Consider the following 16,914-nt stretch of genomic DNA (forward strand, 5'->3'; position numbering starts at 1 on the left):
GAATAATCCCACGCCAGGTTTAATTTACGCAGATATTTTCCTATACTTGAACTCTCTAACCCGCCTTAAGGCTGTGTAATGTTGTCTAAAAAAATATTCTGTATCGGTGAGTTGCTGATCGATTTTGTTGCAGAAAATCAGGGGGCTGATCTTGCAAAGGCCACTGTTTTTACCAAAAAGGCTGGAGGAGCTCCTGCAAATGTAGCCTGTGCAATTTCAAAATTGGGAGGTAACAGCGCGTTTATCGGATGCGTGGGAGAAGATCCTTTCGGCTCCTTTTTAATGAACAGAATAGATGCCTTTGATGTAGACCTTTCACTTGTGCAGCGGTCATCTACCTTTACAACGCTTGCTTTTGTTTCCCTGGCGGAAAACGGGGAGAGGGATTTTGTGTTTTCCAGAGGGGCAGATAGGGAACTTCAATACGATTCCTCTATAAAAAGTTCCTTTCGTGATCAGATGGTCCATCTGGGGGCGGCTACAGCTCTGCTGGGAGGGCCCCTGGAGAAAGCTTACAGCCATTATCTTTTTGATGCCATTACAGAAAATGCCTTTATCAGTTTTGATCCCAATTACAGAGCAGACCTGTGGAAAGGAAACGAGAAAACCTTTGTCAAAAAGTGTATGCCTTATATCGAAAAATCCCATTTGTGTAAATTCAGTCTGGAAGAAGCCCAGATGTTATCAAAGAAGAACTCCCTCCCGGAAGCAAGTGAAGCTTTACACCAGATTGGGGCAGAAATTATTACCATTACCCTGGGTTCTGAGGGCACCTGGGTGAGTACAAAAAACTCCCGTCAGACCATTCCAAGTATTGCCGTCACCCCGGTGGATACTACCGGAGCAGGAGATGCTTTTATTGGTTGCCTACTACAACAAATCAGTCAGTTACCATCACATGAGATGCTATCAGAAAGCGAGTCTACTTTGATGGATATGGTAGAGGTTGCCAATAGAGCAGGCGCAATAACCACCACCGGTTACGGGGCGATCGACTCACTGCCTGATATAAATCAATTGAACAGTTCCGAATGAATCAATTGGCACTCCACAGGAAGCTGGCCATGAAAGATTTACAGGATCTTCAGTCTGCCAAACCCGAAAATCTTTTCGAACAACGCCTCGAAACTAATCTGCCTTTGATAGAGGATTTATTTTTTTCTCTCTATACCAGTCCTGAACACAGGACCTACTTTAAAAAGCTTAAAAAGTTACTCCCGGAACTATTTAAAAAAAGATCTGAGGAACTAAAATATCAGGATCTCCGCTTATTAAAACAGGGCAATTGGTACCAGTCGAATAAAATCACAGGCATGCAGTTGTATGTTGATCTGTTCAACAAAAATCTGAAGGGAATTGAGGAGAAGATCCCTTTTTTTAAAGAACTGGGGGTTAACTTCCTGCATCTTATGCCCATTACTACCAGGCCGGCTGGTGAGAATGATGGCGGGTATGCAGTTAACAGTTATACCGAAGTTGACAGAAAATACGGTAGCAGGAAATCGCTGCTCGAGCTTACCTCAAAGCTTCGCGAGAATGGGATTTACCTTATGCTCGACTTTGTAGTAAACCACACTTCAGATGAATACCCCTGGGCCAAAAAGGCGCTCGAAGGTGACAAAACCTATCAGCAATACTATTACATGTACCCAGACAGGACTATCCCAGATGCTTATGAAGCTAATTTGCCTGAGGTCTTTCCCTCAACTTCACCAGGCAATTTCACCTATAGACCTGAGATTTCTCAGTGGGTAATGACCGTCTTCAATTCCTATCAGTGGGATCTGAATTATACAAACCCTGATGTCTTTCTGGAAATGCTCAGGAATCTGGTCGAAATGACCAATAGTGGGGTTGATGTTGTGCGTTTTGATGCGCTGGCCTTTCTCTGGAAAAAAATTGGAACGATCTCACAGAATCTGCCAGAGGCGCATCAACTTATTTCCCTCTTCAGAATGTGTCTGCAGGTGGTTGCTCCGGGAGTTATTTTTCTGGCAGAAGCCATCGTTTCCCCCCACGATATTGTTAAGTATTTCGGGGAAGGGAGACGGGAAGGCAACGAGTGCGACGTAGCCTACAATGCCTCACTAATGTCGCTTTTATGGAATTCTATAGCTACCAAAAAAACGCTGCTGTTGCAGAAGTCCTTGCATAATGTACCCCAAAAACCACCATCTTCTACCTGGATAAATTACCTCCGTTGCCATGATGATATCGGACTGGGACTGGACGATGGTTATATCGCACAGTTAGGTTGGGACCCCTGGCTGCATCGGAAGTTTTTGATTGATTACTATTGCCAGGGCCTGGACTGGAGTCCGGCCGTAGGATATAAATTTATGGAGAACCCGGCCACAGGAGACAGCCGAATTACCGGAAGTTGTGCCTCTTTACTGGGTCTGGAAAAAGCTATGCGTACTCTGGATGCCGAAATGGTGATGATTTCAGTAAAGAAGATTCTGATGCTGCACGGAATTATTCTTTCCTTTGGAGGAATTCCGATGATCTATGCAGGAGACGAGGTTGGCACCCTAAATGATTACTCTTACCTTGATGATCCACATAAAAAGCAGGACAGCAGGTGGGTAAACAGACCAAGCCAAAACTGGGAAGCTGTCGCACAACTCAGTGAACCTGATAAACCGTCTTCTCAAATTTTCATCGGAATCCGGCATATGATTTCCCTGCGAAAAAAGACAGGGGTTTTTACAGATCGCAATAATCTCGTGGTCCATGACCCTCGTAACTCACATTTATTCCTTTACGAAAGGACAGCAGCCAATCTGGAGGGAGTACTGGTAGTGGCTAATTTTGACGAGTCGCCACAAATTCTTGATGCGGGGATACTTTCCAATCTGGGCTATGTTAATGACGGCTCTTTGCGTGATTTACTTTCAAACAGTAAATGGAAACTGACGAGTAGTCTGGTACAGATTGATCCCTTTCAGATTTTATGGCTGGTAAAGGACTAGCTGTAGCGCACTTTTCTGAGAATTCTCAAAGACTCCTTCAGGTTGTTATACACTTTTTCATCTACAGACTTAGTGGTGTTTTTTAATGTTTCCATTTGATCCTTTGCTTCTTCAAATCCATTCAGATAACAAAGCAAATAGGTGGCCGGAGCCAATTTGAGATCTGCACGTTCTGCCTTTGTGAGCTTTCGGTTTTTCTGGATTTTTTGCAGCAGGGCATTGTTGGTATTGTAGATATGGAAAAGTGTTTTCCGGTCGTATTGGGGGGGTTGAAAGATCAGCTCACTGACGATCTGATAAGTACCGTTGTCATTAAAAGTGATACCTACCTCCTCCAGGGGATAATATCGCTGTTCCCTTCCAAGACCTAATTGCACATATTCTGTAATAGCAAAAGTATCTTCAGTGATATCTATGGATATCTCATCCAAAGCAGAGTAGAAGAGCTTTACTTGTTCGTTAATCAGTTCGATATCTACACGTGAGTAGTAGGTATTCTGTTTTACCGTTTTTCTATTCCCTGCCCAGCAAATGACAAATTGTTCCTTAAAAACCTTATAATTGCTGCTAAGGTCTTTATGTCTGTGATTGATAAAGTCGATTACACCGTCAAGTGTGAGTTCGATATTATTTCTGGCGTGTTGTTCAATGGTAGCGACCATTTCCGAATTGAGGTCTTTAAGTTCAATATCAAACGCCTTTGGCATACTGATGCTACCTTCTCTGAAAAACACGGCCCCTCCGTAATATTTCCAGATATTTTTGCGAAGTGCACAGATCCGGCCATTCGATTTGATGGTCACAAGGCCCACGACCTTTCCTTCAGGTAAGTGGGGAAAGGGAATATTTTCATATGAAATCAGCGGGGGGTTGTCCAGGTAAGCATTAACCAGATTCTGAATCTTACTGTCATCAAAGAAATCGACTCCTACAATCTTATTGTCTTCATCCTCAACCCCAATGACGATAAATGAATTGTTTTTTGGATTACTGTTGGCCAGAGCACAAACGTGTTTCAGGAATTTAGCCTTTCCTTCCTTCTGACCGATATCTATAAAACGCTTTTTATCATAAAAACTGTTTTCGTCATTATGGGCCAGGAGATTTTTGACCAGAAGGCGTTTGTTAATCATTCTTTTTTCTTCACTATGGTACTACTTGCCTGGGCAGTAGGCATCACCACCAGGTCGGCAATATTTACATGGTATGGCCTGGTGGTCACAAAATATATGATGTCTGCAATATCTTCGGGTTTCAGTGGCTGATAACCCTGGTATACCTTCTTTGCCCTATCTTCATCGCCTTTAAACCGCACTTCACTGAATTCTGTTTCTACAAGTCCGGGATTTACCGCTCCCACACGTATTCCGTGTTCGTTAAGGTCTATCCTCATTCCCTGGTTGATGGCATCAACAGCATGTTTGCTGGCACAATACACATTCCCCCTGGGGTATACTTCCTTCCCGGCAGTGGAACCTATGTTGATAATATGCCCGTTCTTCCTCCGGATCATCCCTGGAAGAATGGCCCTGGAAACGTATAGCAATCCCTTTACGTTAATGTCGATCATCGCATCCCAATCTTCCAAAGCTCCGCTTTGAATGGGGTCTAAGCCATGAGCATTGCCTGCGTTATTGACCAGGATATCAATTGAAGCAAACTCCTCGGGAAGGGATTGTATAGCAGCCCCAACAGCTTCCTTATCACGAACATCAAAGTTGAGGGTATGCACCCTGGTTCCAGATTGCAGCGATTTTTTCAGGGCATCGAGTTTTTCCTGCCTCCTTCCGCAAAGGACCAATTTGATGTTGTGTTTTGCGAAAAGTTCAGCCGTGGCCTTCCCAATACCACTGGTTGCTCCCGTGATAAAGGCTATTTTTTTTTGTTCTTGCATCATACTATTTTTTCAGGGTACCTTATGGCCTTGTGACGCCTCAAGCAGTAGAAACCAATCTTCCAAATCCATATTTAATTTAGCTGCCTGCATAGAATCTTCCAATCGGTTGGCATTGGAAGTTCCAACAACCGGATGAATGTGAGCAGGATGCTTCATCAGCCATGCCAGGATAAGCTGATCTTCACTGGCGCTGTATTTCTTTTTCATTGGTAATAATACCTCCCTTATCCTCTTTGTTTTCTCATTGTCTTCCCGAAAATATGAACCTAGGGGAGACCATGCCATGGCCATTCTTTTCCTGCCAATACAATCATCAAGGGTTCCGTCATACATGACTCCATCAGCCGTGAGTGAACATTCTACCTGGTTGGCCTGCACCGGTATTGCCGTTTCGAGCATGGCTATCTGGGAGGGTGTAAAATTAGACACCCCAAAAGCCTTGATCTTCCCACTGCTGAGCAGTTGTTCAATAGCTTTAGCTACTGGCTCGGGATCCAGTAGAGGACTTGGGCGGTGTAAAAGGAATAGGTCGAGGTAATCAGTCGTCAGTTTTTCAAGGGAGCGTTCGGCAGACCATATGATATAATCTGTAGAGTAATTATAGTGCTTTACCTTATTATCCCTGGCATCGCACATATATTGAATTCCGCATTTACTAATGAGCTGGATGTCCTTACGGGCAATTCCACTTTCGGCAAAGGCATTTCCAAATTCCTCTTCATTGCCATACCCGCCGTAAATATCAGCGTGGTCAAAGGTCGTAATCCCTGCTTCCAGGCAGTGATTCATCAGAGAGACCATCTCACTTTTTGAAAGTTGCTTACCCCATGATCCCCATGTCATGGTTCCGGCGATGATTCGGGAGAATTTTTTCGGTGATTTCATAAGTGATGAAATTACTAAAAATCCCTTAAATACATCATAAAACTTAGGGTTCCCGGGAATTTTTAACCAATCGTTAACAGGCAGTGAATGAATAAATTTTCAATTTGCATATCCTTTAAACTAAGAGATTGATAGACAACTACTAAAAGATATTTTATGGATGATAAAAGCACGGTAGATATAAGTGCGGTAAATGAGAAAATTGCTCAGGAAAGCGCGTTTATTGACCTGTTAATGATGGAGATGAACAAGGTTATCGTCGGGCAAAAGCATATGACGGAACGCCTATTGATCGGTCTTTTGGGACAAGGCCATATATTGCTGGAAGGGGTGCCGGGCCTGGCAAAGACCCTGGCGATAAACACCCTGGCAAAGGCGGTCAAGGGGAGTTTTAGTAGGATACAGTTTACCCCCGACCTGCTTCCTGCCGATGTGGTAGGAACCCTTATTTACAATATGAAGGAAAGCGATTTTTCCATAAAAAAAGGGCCCATTTTCGCCAATTTTGTTTTGGCAGATGAGATCAACCGGGCACCTGCGAAAGTACAATCTGCCTTGCTTGAAGCCATGCAGGAGCGACAGGTGACCATAGGGGATGAAACTTTCCCTCTCGATGCTCCATTCCTGGTTATGGCCACTCAGAACCCTATAGAACAGGAAGGAACATATCCTCTTCCCGAGGCTCAGGTAGACCGATTTATGCTTAAAACCATAATCGATTACCCGAAAATGACCGAAGAACAGCTGATTATCAGACAGAATCTGAACGGAGCATTCGAGGCTGTCAAACCAGTAGTGAGCCTAAAACAAATCCTTAGCGCTCAAAAGGCAGTCAGAGAGGTCTACATGGATGAAAAGATTGAAAAATATATTCTTGATCTTGTCTTTGCTACCAGATATCCTGAAAAATACAACCTGGAAAGTCTCAAACCTCTGATCAGTTTTGGGGCCTCACCAAGAGGAAGTATCAACATGGCCATTGCTGCCAAATGTTACGCTTTTATCAAGCGAAGAGGTTATGTAGTTCCAGAAGATGTACGGGCAGTAATTCACGACGTTCTAAGACACAGGGTCGGAATCACTTACGAAGCTGAAGCTGAAAGCATTACTTCTGAAGAAATTATCAATCGCATCGTAAACGAGATTGAAGTACCCTAGAAAGTTCAAGGAATTAATCCTGTTCAAATCTTCCTTTTTGAACCCAGTTGCCTAATCCTGAACCCATGGATACAAAAGAATTACTTAAAAAGGTTCGCAAGATTGAAATCAAGACCCGTCGGTTGTCCGACCATATTTTTGGTGGGGAGTATCACTCCACCTTTAAAGGACGGGGAATGACCTTCAGTGAAGTTCGGCAATATCAGTTTGGGGACGATGTACGCTCTATCGACTGGAATGTTACCGCCCGATACAACGAGCCTTATGTAAAAGTGTTCGAAGAGGAGCGCGAACTTACCCTGATGCTCCTGGTTGATATTAGTGGTTCTGAGCATTTTGGCACGGTAAACCAGTTTAAAAAGGATGTTATTACAGAAATATCGGCTACCCTGGCATTTTCTGCCCTGCAAAACAACGATAAGGTAGGGATGATCATGTTCTCAGATGAAGTTGAACTCTTTATCCCCCCGAAAAAAGGGAAGAGTCATATTTTGAGAATCATCAGGGAATTACTGGAATTCAAGCCAAAAAGCAAGAAAACCGATCTGGTAGAGGCGCTTAAGTACCTCTCCAATGTCATGAAAAAAAGGACGATCATCTTTGTACTCTCTGATTTTATGATGGATGAGTATGAAAACACTCTGAAAATTGTGGGGAATAAACACGATGTTACCGGAATCAGGGTGTATGACCCCAGGGAGGAGGAAATTATGAACCTTGGATTAGTACAAATGGAGGATGCCGAAACGGGAGAAGTACATTTTGTAAATACCTCTTCAAAAAAAGTGAGGAAAGCCTACCAGCAGTTTTACAGGGAAAAAGTAGCGTATTTTAAAAATGCCTTTACAAAGTCGGGTGCAGGAATATTACAGTGCCGGGTGGATGAAAGTTATGTAAAAAAATTATTGGGGTATTTTAAGCAAAGAGCCTAGATTGATGCTGAAGAGAAATTACACATACACGCCGTACGCTGTACCTAAAAATTGGGCATGGGCAATATTGCCCTTTCTCTTCTATGCTGTATTAGGCGCGGCTCAGCAAGCTCCTGTAGTAAATACTTCCGTAGACACCACCTCAATAAAAATAGGAGAGCAGATAAAGTTTAAAGTATCGGTGGAAACAGATACTACTGCTCAGGTAATTTTTCCTGAGGGTCAGACCTTCTCCCCCCTGGAAACAGTTGAAGCCTTCAAAACGGATACGACCCGAAAGGCAGATCGGATGATCCTTCAAAAAATCTACGCCTTAACCCAATTCGATTCGGGTTCCTATATCCTTCCTGTTCAAAGGATAGAGATTGATGGGAAGGGATATTTTACAGACTCCCTCAGGGTAGAGGTAGCGACCGTTGAAGTAGATACTGTAACTAAGGAAATCTATGATATAAAGCCTCTGATTCCTGTCGAGAAAAATATGGCAAATATCCCATTCTACGTCTGGGTCATATTGGGAAGCCTTCTTATGATCGGAATTGTTCTCTGGTACTTCTTCAGGCGTAAACCATTGAGCGAAGAGGAACAGCAAGCTATGCTCCCCCCCTATGACCGGGCACTACAGGAATTAAAAAAGCTCGAAAACTCCAAATATCTCATACAGGAGGAATATAAAAAATACTATTCTGAACTAACTGATATTGTTAGGTCATATCTGGAAGAGGATGTCCATATATCTGCTCTTGAAAGTACCACAGATCAGCTTATCACCAAGCTGGAGCTGATGAAAGATGCAGGGGAATTAAAAATTGAAGACGAAACCATACAGCAGTTCAAACAAATCCTTTACACTGCAGACCTGGTGAAATTTGCGCGCTCAAAACCAGAAATGTCGAAGGCAGAAGAAGACAGGAAGTCTATAGAGCATATAGTTATAAAGACCAAGGAGGCCATACCTGAGCCCACTGAGGAGGAATTGATGGAGCAGGCTGCATACAAGGAAGTCCTGCGTAAAAAAGCCCTTAAAAAAAGATGGGTACAGGCAGGAGTGGCCACCGCAGCAATAGTGCTGCTTAGTCTGGTTGCCACTGTATTCTATTACGGGATTGACAATGTCAGGAATTCGTTAATCTACCAGCCTTCTAAAAAACTACTCGAGGGAGAATGGGTATCCAGCTCCTATGGCTATCCCCCCATAGACATATCAGCTCCGGACGTTTTGCTAAGACAAGAGGTGGAACTTTCAGCTGAAGAAATGAATGTAGTACGAAACAAACAAGTATTTTCCTTTTACAATCCAGAAAATCTCTTTGGCGTAGGAACATCTTCCGTAATACTGGCAGAACCTACCGAACCCGATTATCAAAAGAGCATCGATAAAGCCCTTAAGGAATTCGCAGATAAAGGTGCCCGAAACATTATCACCAAACAAGAAGAATTCAGCTCTGTTTCCGGAGTCCCCGGGGTAAAAGTCTATGGCAGTGCTACCTTCCCGGGTGATAGTGAGAATGAGAGAATTAAAAGCAAATATGCGATCATCCTTTTTGGTGGAAAAGGATTCCAACAACAGGTGATTCTCTCATGGGAAGAGGGGGACCCTTATGCCGAACAGATCATTGAGAGAATAATTAATTCTATAGACGTTAAAACACAGGTTTAAGAAATGTTTGAAAATATTCAGTTTGCGAATCCACAATTCTTTTGGTTGCTCCTGGGGTTACCTCTGGCCATCCTGTGGTATTTCTTCAAACGAAAAGATCAGACAGCTACACTAAAAATCCCAAGCATAAAGGGATTTCCAAAAAATGACATCCTTTCTAAACTGCGTCCTGTATTGTTTGCCTTCAGGCTTCTTGCCCTGGCATGCATTATCACGGCAATGGCCAGGCCACAGATCAGAGAGGTCTCAACCCGTACAAAAACAACAAAGGGGATTGATATAGTGATGGCTATAGATGTTTCTTCCAGTATGCTGGCCAGGGACCTTCGTCCGAACCGACTTGCAGCTCTCAAGGAGGTGGCTTCTAATTTTATACAACAACGCCCCAATGACCGTATTGGGCTTGTCGCCTACGCGGGGGAAAGTTATACTAAAACCCCTATTACCAGCGACAAGGGGATCGTACTAAACGCGCTTAAAGAAATAACCTATGGCCAATTGGCAGATGGCACAGCTATTGGTATGGGCCTGGCTACTTCCGTTAATCGCTTAAAAGACAGTAAGGCCATAAGCAAAGTGATCATTCTCCTTACCGACGGTGTTAACAATTCAGGATTTATCGAACCTGAAACGGCCGCCAACCTGGCTGTTGAATTTGGTATAAAAACGTATACTATCGGACTAGGAACCAACGGCAATGCACTTTCGCCAATTGCGTACAATGCTGATGGATCATTCCGATATGGAATGCGACAGGTTGAAATCGACGAGGATCTCTTAAAGCAGATTGCTGAACTAACAGGAGGGCAATATTTCAGGGCGACCAACAACCAGAAACTGGAAGCAATCTATGAAGAGATCAACAAACTGGAAAAAACAGAAGTAGAAGAATTTAAATATTATAACAACGAAGAGAAATTCAGGCCCTGGGCCCTTCTTGCCGGAATCCTTCTGATTTCCGAATGGATATTGAGGACAATCTTATTTAAAAGTTTTGTTTAGGCCATGATACAGATAGACGAAGCGACATATTTCTATTTCTTCCTGCTCTTCCCGGGCATAGTGCTGCTGTATCTCGGTTTGGTGTTCTGGAAAAAAAGAACTCAAAGGAAATTTGCCGATCCCGATTTGCTCAGAAGATTGGTTCCCACCCGTTCCAACTTTAAGAGTGGGTTAAAGTTAATTCTCCTTCTCTTAGGCCTTACAGGACTTATCCTCGGGCTGGCCAATCCAAAAATTGGAACCAAACTGGAAACCGTAAAGCGAGAGGGGGTTGATATTGTGTTTGCAATTGACGTATCAAAAAGTATGTTGGCCGAAGACATCGCACCCAACAGGCTGGAGAAGTCGAAACGACTGGTTTCCGAGATCATCAATCAACTGGCAAGTGACAGAATCGGAATTATTGCCTATGCCGGGCAGGCTGCTCCTCAATTGCCTATCACCACCGACTACGGAGTGGCAAAAATGTTCTTACAGTATCTAAACACCGACCTTTTGTCATCCCTGGGTACGGCGATTGATGAGGCCATTAAACTGGCAACAACCTTCTATGACGATCAGGATCAGACGAACAGGGTTCTGTTCATTGTTTCAGATGGAGAAGACCACACAGACGGACGGGCTATAGATGCCGTAGATCTTGCGGTAGAAGAAGGAATAAGAGTGTTCACCATTGGAGTCGGAAAAGAAAAAGGAGCCCCAATTCCGATAAAAAGGAACGGAATTACACAGGAATTGAAAAAAGATGGAGAAGGCGAGGTAATTATTACCCGGCTGAATGCAGAAATATTGGAAGAAATTGCCGAAAAAGGAAATGGAGAATATATAGATGGCTCAAATACGGAAGAAGCTGTTGAAAAAATCAAGGAGGCTTTAAATCAAATTGATAAAACCGAATTTGAAGCCAAGCAGTTTGCGGATTATAAGGACCAATTTCAATGGTTTTTGGGTGCAGCCTTATTCTTCCTATTTTTAGATATCTTTTTACTCGACAGAAAAACAAAATGGCTACAAAAGTTAAATCTATTTAATGAAGAAGACCATGAATAAGATATGCTTGTTTTTTTTCCTGTGTTTCTTTGCCGTAGGCATAGCGCAAGATGACAAAAAGAAAAACACTGAAAAGGATCTGAAGTCTTCCCTCGACCTAACCTGGGAGGCGAATCAGGAATTGTCTGAAAACGAATTCGTCAAGGCTGAAGCAGATTACCGAAGGGCGATCTCCAAAAGCGGTGAAAATGTTATTGCGCCTTATAACCTCGGAACGGCCTATTACAAAAAAGAAAGCCTGGAAGAAGCATTTGGCAGGTTTAAGCAGGCAGGGGAACTGGCCGAGGCTAAACCTGAAAAACACAAGGCCTTTCACAATATGGGCAATGTATTCATGAAAAATGAGGAATACGCCAAGGCTGTTGAGGCTTACAAAGAAGCATTGAGGAATAATCCCGAAGACGAGGAAACCCGATATAATCTGGCACTGGCCAAAGCCCTGGCAGAGCAGCAGAAAAACCAGGACAAAGACGGGGACAAGGACGAAGAATCAAAGGAAGATGAAGATTCTGAAAATAAAGGCAAAAAAGAACAGGAAGACCAGCAACAAGACAATAAGGAAAAAGACGGAGGGGAACAGGAAGAAGATGAAAACAAGGACGGGGATGGAAATGAGAAAAAGGACCAGCCTAAGGAGGGCGAAAAACCCGACGAGCAAAAACAGCCACGCAGTAGTCAACTTTCTCCTCAACAAATAAAAAATCTGTTGGAAGCCATGCAGAATGAAGAAAATAAAGTGCAGGAAAAGATGAACGAAAAGAAGGTCAAAGGACCTAAGAGTAAAAATGCCAAAGATTGGTGATGATTAAAAATACAATCCATAGTGTTCTTCTTCTTTTCTTCCTGATTGGATCCTCTTTCGGATTCGCTCAGGAAGAGGAAACCATTGAGTTTAAAACAAATCTCAGCAAGAACAAGCTCGGGATTAATGAAAGACTCAGGGTAGAATTCACAATGAATAAAGACGGCGATAACTTTACCCCTCCTGATTTTGAAGGGTTTCGCGTACTTATGGGCCCGTCACAATCCATCAGTTCGTCCTGGATCAATGGGGTGAGAAGTTATTCCAAGACATATTCATATACCCTGGCGCCAACTGAACGGGGTACCTTTACCATAAAACAGGCTACGATTGTCATTGATGGAAAGACCTACAAAACTACCCCTGCAAAAGTAGAAGTAACAGCTGCGGTTGACAAGCCCAGTGATCAGATGACAGCCGAGGATATCGCGGATGAAAATCTGCATCTTGTAGCTGAGGTATCAAAGACACAACCCTATTTAAATGAGGGAATGAGTGTGGTCTACAAGCTTTATGTGAGTCCGTCCATCAATGTTTCCAATTTCCGTCCTCTTGATAATCCTACCTATAACAATTTCTGGAGCCAGGATATCCCTGTTACCTCTTATAATGTGAAGAATGGAACCTATCAAGGTAAATCATACCGATACGTTATTCTCAAGCGTGTGGTGCTGTATCCGCAAAAAAGCGGGGCACTGGAAATTGAGCCCCTTTCCCTTGACGTCACCCTGGAAGTGCCAACCAACAGGAGAGATTTCTTCGGACAGCCAATCTATACACAAACCCATAAAACAGTATCTGCGGGGAAAAGGACTATCCAGGTAAAGCCGCTACCTACTCAGGGACAACCCAGCGATTTTAGTGGGGCTGTAGGCAGCTTCAGGTTTAATGTCTCTACCAGTAAAAAAACCCTTAAGGCCACTGAATCCCTTCAGGCCGTTGTTGAAGTTGAGGGCAAGGGAAATCTTAAACTCTTCCAATTACCTGCCTTGGAAATGCCCGGATCTCTGGAAGTTTATGAACCCGAGTATAACGAAAGTGTGAGGACTACCCTCTCGGGGATGCAGGGGAAAGTGAGTAATAACTATACGGTAGTACCTTCCTTTAAAGGGAAATATCCCATCCCCTCCATAAATTTCAGCTATTTTGATCCTCAGGATGGCACCTATAAAACACTGACTTCTGATGAAATCAATATCGATGTAACCAGCGGACCTCTTGAATCCTCAGGGGGAAATGTTTCTATTACCTCCAGTAATAAACGTCCTATTCAGGCAACTGGCAGTCAGTTCCACTTTATCAAGCTAACACCGAACCTCAGACCTATACAGGAGACCCCTTTCTTTGGCTCATTGCAATTCTATCTTTTCTTTTTAAGTCCGCTATTACTCATCCCCCTTGCAATAATATTTGGTAAAAGGAGAGAAGCGATTGCCAGTGATGTGGCCGGGAATAAAATTAAAAGAGCGAACAAGCTGGCAAGGAAATTCCTTTTTAAAGCCAGAAAGGCCATGGGAGAGAAAGACGAATTCTACATTGCCCTGGAAAAAGCTCTCCACAACTACCTGAAAGCGAAGCTTAAAATTGAAACCACAGAATTCAGTAAGGAAAAAATAGCAACCCTCCTACTTAAAAAAGAGGTTGACTCCGAAACCAACGACGGATTTATAGGCTTGCTGAAAAACTGTGAAATGGCCAGATACAGTCCTTTTTCCCAGGTTCAGATGCAAGCAGATTACGACAAGGCCATTGAAGTTATTTCAGCATTGGATAAACAACTATAAGATGAAGAGCTGGATATTTATAATAATTATTTTTCTATCCCCTTTTTGCCAGGCGCAAAATGATGTCCTGTTTGATGAAGCAGCAAAAGCTTACAATGAAGGGGATTACGAGCTGGCCATTGATAATTACAAGCATGTTCTGGAAAGCGGGGTTCATTCTGCCAGTATATACTTTAATCTCGGAAATGCCTATTACAAACTCAATGAAATAGGCCCCAGTATTTATTATTACGAAAAGGCCCTTTTATTAGATCCCAATGATAATGAGATCAGGAATAATCTCGCCTATGCACAGCAAATGACAATTGATGATATAGAGCCCCTGCCTCAAACAGCTATCTCAAGGATGGTGTCTCGTGTGATGAATATTCTGACCTTTGATCAGTGGGCCTATACATCCATAGGTTTTATGTTCTTGTTTGTTTCCCTTTATCTGGCATTTTATTTTTATCGATACGCCGATAAAAAGCGACTTGCCTTTATAGGAAGTATGATCTGTTTATTTTTTGCAGCTTTAAGTGTAGTAATGGCCGTACTGCAGTATCAGGAATACAATAAGACCGATCCGGCAATCATCTTTGCATCCGAAACTTCCGTAAAAGAGGAACCCAACAACCGCAGCATAACCCTGTTCAATTTACATGAGGGGAGTAAGGTGTATGTTCTGGAAACGCTTCAGGAATGGCATAAGGTAAAGCTTGCCGACGGGAAAAACGGATGGATACCAGCTTCAGACCTACGGGAAATAAAGGACTTTTAGCGCATTCTTAACATTTAGATAATAGTAATCCTATTATTTTTGGACTTTATGAGCCGAACTTTCTTTAAATCATTTGTCGTTGTCTTTCTCAGTACCATTTGGATAACCGGGATTATAGCCCCGCCTGTATTGCAATTGATAGATGACAACGCAGTGCTCATTTCCTTAAATATGAATGAGGAAGAACCTCAGGAACAGGGAAAGAAAGACATAGGAGAAGAATTCATCCTCGGGAATCCAATGAGTGTAAACGACTTCTTACTTTTCAGCTATTCAGATTCAGCTGGCGATTCTGCCAGTTCATTTTCCAATTCTTATTACGGGGAAATACAATTGCCCCCACCCGAAGAGCTTTTATAAGCTTATTTCATATCCTTTAATTAATTAACCTGCCCGATCCTATCAATTCGGGTTAAAACTACTTTATAATTATGTTTAAACACATCAAGAATGATTTACCAGCGAGTATCGTTGTTTTCTTTGTAGCCCTTCCCCTCTGTCTGGGGATTGCACTCGCTAGTGGTGCTCCTTTGTTTTCCGGCCTGATTGCCGGTATTGTAGGAGGAATAGTTGTAGGCTCCTTAAGTGGCTCGCAAATTGGTGTTAGTGGTCCAGCAGCTGGACTGGCGGCCATAGTATTAACCGCTATTGGCGCCCTGGGTGGATACGAGAACTTTTTAGTTGCCGTTGTCCTGGGGGGAGCCATTCAACTCCTTTTTGGCGTACTGAAGGCAGGAATAATCGGGTATTACTTTCCTTCATCCGTGATTAAGGGGATGCTGACAGGAATCGGGATAATTATTATCCTGAAACAAATCCCGCACTTCTTTGGTTATGATTCAGATCCTGAAGGCGATTTTGCCTTTATTCAGGTCGACGGAGAAAATACTTTTTCAGAAATCATCAACTCCGTTAATTTTATTAGTCCGGGAGCAACAACCGTCGCAATTTTAGGATTGTTGATCTTAATTCTCTGGGATAAGGTACTCACCAAAAAAGCTAGAATATTTCAACTCATACAGGGGCCACTTGTTGCTGTGATTGTGGGAATCCTCTTTTTTGTAATTACCAAAGGCAATGACATATGGGCTATTTCTACCGAACAATTGGTAAAAGTGCCAATTCCAGAAGACGCCTCATCCTTTCTTGCACAGTTTAGTTTTCCAAATTTTGCTGTCATCACAAGGCCAGAAATCTGGGTAACTGCCTTTACCATAGCCCTGGTAGCCAGTCTGGAGACCTTATTATGTGTTGAAGCAACGGATAAACTTGATCCAGAAAAACACGTTACCCCTACAAACAGGGAATTACTTGCACAGGGAACCGGGAATATGATTTCCGGTTTAATCGGCGGGCTGCCCATAACCCAGGTAATTGTCCGTAGTTCGGCCAATATTCAGTCGGGTGCAAAAACTAAACTTTCTGCAATTATTCACGGCTTTTTCTTATTGATCTCGGTTATTCTTATCCCGAGATTACTCAACATGATTCCCTTGTCTGTACTGGCGGCTATACTATTTATAGTAGGGTACAAGCTAGCAAAACCGGCTCTTTTTAAAGAAATGTATCAACTGGGATGGAAGCAATTTATTCCTTTTACGGTGACAGTACTTGGGATTATTTTCACAGACCTGCTCGTTGGAATTGGTATGGGATTGGGTGTCGGTATTGTTGTGATTTTGATAAAGAGCTACCAGAACTCTCATTTCCTGCATATAGAGGATAAGAGTAATGGCAAACATAGAATTAAAATGACACTTGCCGAAGAAGTAACATTCTTTAACAAAGGTGCCATTTTAAAGGAGTTAGACAGTTTGCCTATAGATACGTTTTTGGAATTAGATGTCAGAAAAACAAGGTATCTAGACAATGATATCATAGAAATTCTCGACGATTTTGCTTACAAGGCCAAAGAAAGAAATATAGATATTAAGTTAATTTCAGAGCTGGGTACTGTTGAAAATCCGACGAGTTTTGTCGATTTTTTTAAATTAAGACCTAAAACTGCCTAA

Annotated in this window: 15 protein-coding genes; 12 read left to right on the forward strand and 3 right to left on the reverse strand. The window is 42.7% G+C overall.

Going from position 1 to position 16,914, the window contains the following annotated elements; genetic code table 11:
- Positions 1-78: 78 nt before the first annotated feature.
- Positions 79-1,035: a carbohydrate kinase gene (locus tag ACA086_RS01275; RefSeq protein WP_371001453.1), complete on the forward strand. Its 957-nt coding sequence runs from the start codon at positions 79-81 to the stop codon at positions 1,033-1,035.
- Positions 1,032-2,972, forward strand: a complete 1,941-nt coding sequence (locus ACA086_RS01280) for an amylosucrase (protein ID WP_371001455.1) — start codon at positions 1,032-1,034, stop codon at positions 2,970-2,972. Before ACA086_RS01275 ends, ACA086_RS01280 begins: the two co-directional genes overlap by 4 nt.
- On the opposite strand, the gene ACA086_RS01285 is transcribed toward ACA086_RS01280, so the two are convergent.
- Genes ACA086_RS01285 through ACA086_RS01295 form a run of 3 tightly spaced genes read right to left on the reverse strand, consistent with a single transcriptional unit; the run spans position 2,969 to position 5,754 of the window.
- On the reverse strand, positions 2,969-4,105 hold the full coding sequence (locus ACA086_RS01285) for an ATP-binding protein (RefSeq protein ID WP_371001457.1): 1,137 nt from the start codon (positions 4,103-4,105) through the stop codon (positions 2,969-2,971). The two genes, ACA086_RS01280 and ACA086_RS01285, sit on opposite strands and share 4 nt — an antisense overlap.
- Entirely contained in the window at positions 4,102-4,869 is a 768-nt protein-coding gene (locus tag ACA086_RS01290; protein WP_371001459.1) for an SDR family NAD(P)-dependent oxidoreductase, read from the reverse strand. The genes ACA086_RS01285 and ACA086_RS01290 overlap by 4 nt, the downstream gene beginning before the upstream one ends.
- 9 nt (positions 4,870-4,878) lie before the next feature.
- Positions 4,879-5,754, reverse strand: coding sequence for an aldo/keto reductase family oxidoreductase (locus ACA086_RS01295; RefSeq protein ID WP_371001461.1), 876 nt, complete (start codon positions 5,752-5,754; stop codon positions 4,879-4,881).
- 156 nt (positions 5,755-5,910) lie between these two features.
- Here ACA086_RS01295 and ACA086_RS01300 point away from each other — a divergent pair, with 156 nt between their 5' ends.
- The 10 genes from ACA086_RS01300 to ACA086_RS01345 all read left to right on the forward strand — a co-directional run bounded on the left by ACA086_RS01300 (position 5,911) and on the right by ACA086_RS01345 (position 16,914).
- Positions 5,911-6,912, forward strand: a complete 1,002-nt coding sequence (locus ACA086_RS01300; protein ID WP_369748064.1) for an AAA family ATPase — start codon at positions 5,911-5,913, stop codon at positions 6,910-6,912.
- Positions 6,913-6,977: 65 nt separating this feature from the next.
- A complete protein-coding gene (locus ACA086_RS01305; RefSeq protein ID WP_371001463.1) occupies positions 6,978-7,844 on the forward strand; it encodes a DUF58 domain-containing protein in 867 nt (288 codons plus the stop codon).
- A 4-nt stretch (positions 7,845-7,848) separates the two neighbouring features.
- Entirely contained in the window at positions 7,849-9,504 is a 1,656-nt protein-coding gene (locus tag ACA086_RS01310; RefSeq protein WP_371001464.1) for a hypothetical protein, read from the forward strand.
- Positions 9,505-9,507: 3 nt separating this feature from the next.
- Positions 9,508-10,506: a VWA domain-containing protein gene (locus ACA086_RS01315; RefSeq protein ID WP_369748061.1), complete on the forward strand. Its 999-nt coding sequence runs from the start codon at positions 9,508-9,510 to the stop codon at positions 10,504-10,506.
- Between the two features lie 3 nt (positions 10,507-10,509).
- The gene (locus ACA086_RS01320) at positions 10,510-11,556 is read left to right on the forward strand and encodes a VWA domain-containing protein (RefSeq protein WP_371001467.1); all 1,047 of its coding nucleotides are present in this window, start codon (positions 10,510-10,512) and stop codon (positions 11,554-11,556) included.
- Positions 11,537-12,358: a tetratricopeptide repeat protein gene (locus tag ACA086_RS01325; protein WP_371001469.1), complete on the forward strand. Its 822-nt coding sequence runs from the start codon at positions 11,537-11,539 to the stop codon at positions 12,356-12,358. Before ACA086_RS01320 ends, ACA086_RS01325 begins: the two co-directional genes overlap by 20 nt.
- The gene (locus tag ACA086_RS01330) at positions 12,358-14,142 is read left to right on the forward strand and encodes a BatD family protein (protein ID WP_371001471.1); all 1,785 of its coding nucleotides are present in this window, start codon (positions 12,358-12,360) and stop codon (positions 14,140-14,142) included. Before ACA086_RS01325 ends, ACA086_RS01330 begins: the two co-directional genes overlap by 1 nt.
- Before the next feature lies 1 nt (position 14,143).
- On the forward strand, positions 14,144-14,902 hold the full coding sequence (locus ACA086_RS01335) for a tetratricopeptide repeat protein (protein WP_371001473.1): 759 nt from the start codon (positions 14,144-14,146) through the stop codon (positions 14,900-14,902).
- Positions 14,903-14,950: 48 nt separating this feature from the next.
- Entirely contained in the window at positions 14,951-15,262 is a 312-nt protein-coding gene (locus ACA086_RS01340; protein ID WP_371001474.1) for a hypothetical protein, read from the forward strand.
- A 71-nt stretch (positions 15,263-15,333) separates the two neighbouring features.
- Complete coding sequence (locus tag ACA086_RS01345; RefSeq protein WP_371001476.1) at positions 15,334-16,914, forward strand: SulP family inorganic anion transporter; 1,581 nt, start codon at positions 15,334-15,336, stop codon at positions 16,912-16,914.

The organism is Muriicola sp. E247 (assembly GCF_041358175.1).
Taxonomy (GTDB): Bacteria; Bacteroidota; Bacteroidia; order Flavobacteriales; family Flavobacteriaceae; genus Muriicola.

Bases quoted from the DNA above. Each gene is read 5' to 3' on its own strand.
- ACA086_RS01335 (WP_371001473.1), top strand. From the start codon at position 14,144: ATGAAGAGCTGGATATTTATAATAATTATTTTTCTATCCCCTTTTTGC.
- ACA086_RS01305 (WP_371001463.1), top strand. From the start codon at position 6,978: ATGGATACAAAAGAATTACTTAAAAAGGTTCGCAAGATTGAAATCAAG.
- ACA086_RS01290 (WP_371001459.1), bottom strand. From the start codon at position 4,869: ATGATGCAAGAACAAAAAAAAATAGCCTTTATCACGGGAGCAACCAGT.
- ACA086_RS01310 (WP_371001464.1), top strand. From the start codon at position 7,849: ATGCTGAAGAGAAATTACACATACACGCCGTACGCTGTACCTAAAAAT.
- ACA086_RS01315 (WP_369748061.1), top strand. From the start codon at position 9,508: ATGTTTGAAAATATTCAGTTTGCGAATCCACAATTCTTTTGGTTGCTC.
- ACA086_RS01340 (WP_371001474.1), top strand. From the start codon at position 14,951: ATGAGCCGAACTTTCTTTAAATCATTTGTCGTTGTCTTTCTCAGTACC.
- ACA086_RS01300 (WP_369748064.1), top strand. From the start codon at position 5,911: ATGGATGATAAAAGCACGGTAGATATAAGTGCGGTAAATGAGAAAATT.
- ACA086_RS01325 (WP_371001469.1), top strand. From the start codon at position 11,537: ATGAAGAAGACCATGAATAAGATATGCTTGTTTTTTTTCCTGTGTTTC.
- ACA086_RS01330 (WP_371001471.1), top strand. From the start codon at position 12,358: ATGATTAAAAATACAATCCATAGTGTTCTTCTTCTTTTCTTCCTGATT.
- ACA086_RS01320 (WP_371001467.1), top strand. From the start codon at position 10,510: ATGATACAGATAGACGAAGCGACATATTTCTATTTCTTCCTGCTCTTC.
- ACA086_RS01275 (WP_371001453.1), top strand. From the start codon at position 79: ATGTTGTCTAAAAAAATATTCTGTATCGGTGAGTTGCTGATCGATTTT.
- ACA086_RS01345 (WP_371001476.1), top strand. From the start codon at position 15,334: ATGTTTAAACACATCAAGAATGATTTACCAGCGAGTATCGTTGTTTTC.
- ACA086_RS01285 (WP_371001457.1), bottom strand. From the start codon at position 4,105: ATGATTAACAAACGCCTTCTGGTCAAAAATCTCCTGGCCCATAATGAC.
- ACA086_RS01295 (WP_371001461.1), bottom strand. From the start codon at position 5,754: ATGAAATCACCGAAAAAATTCTCCCGAATCATCGCCGGAACCATGACA.
- ACA086_RS01280 (WP_371001455.1), top strand. From the start codon at position 1,032: ATGAATCAATTGGCACTCCACAGGAAGCTGGCCATGAAAGATTTACAG.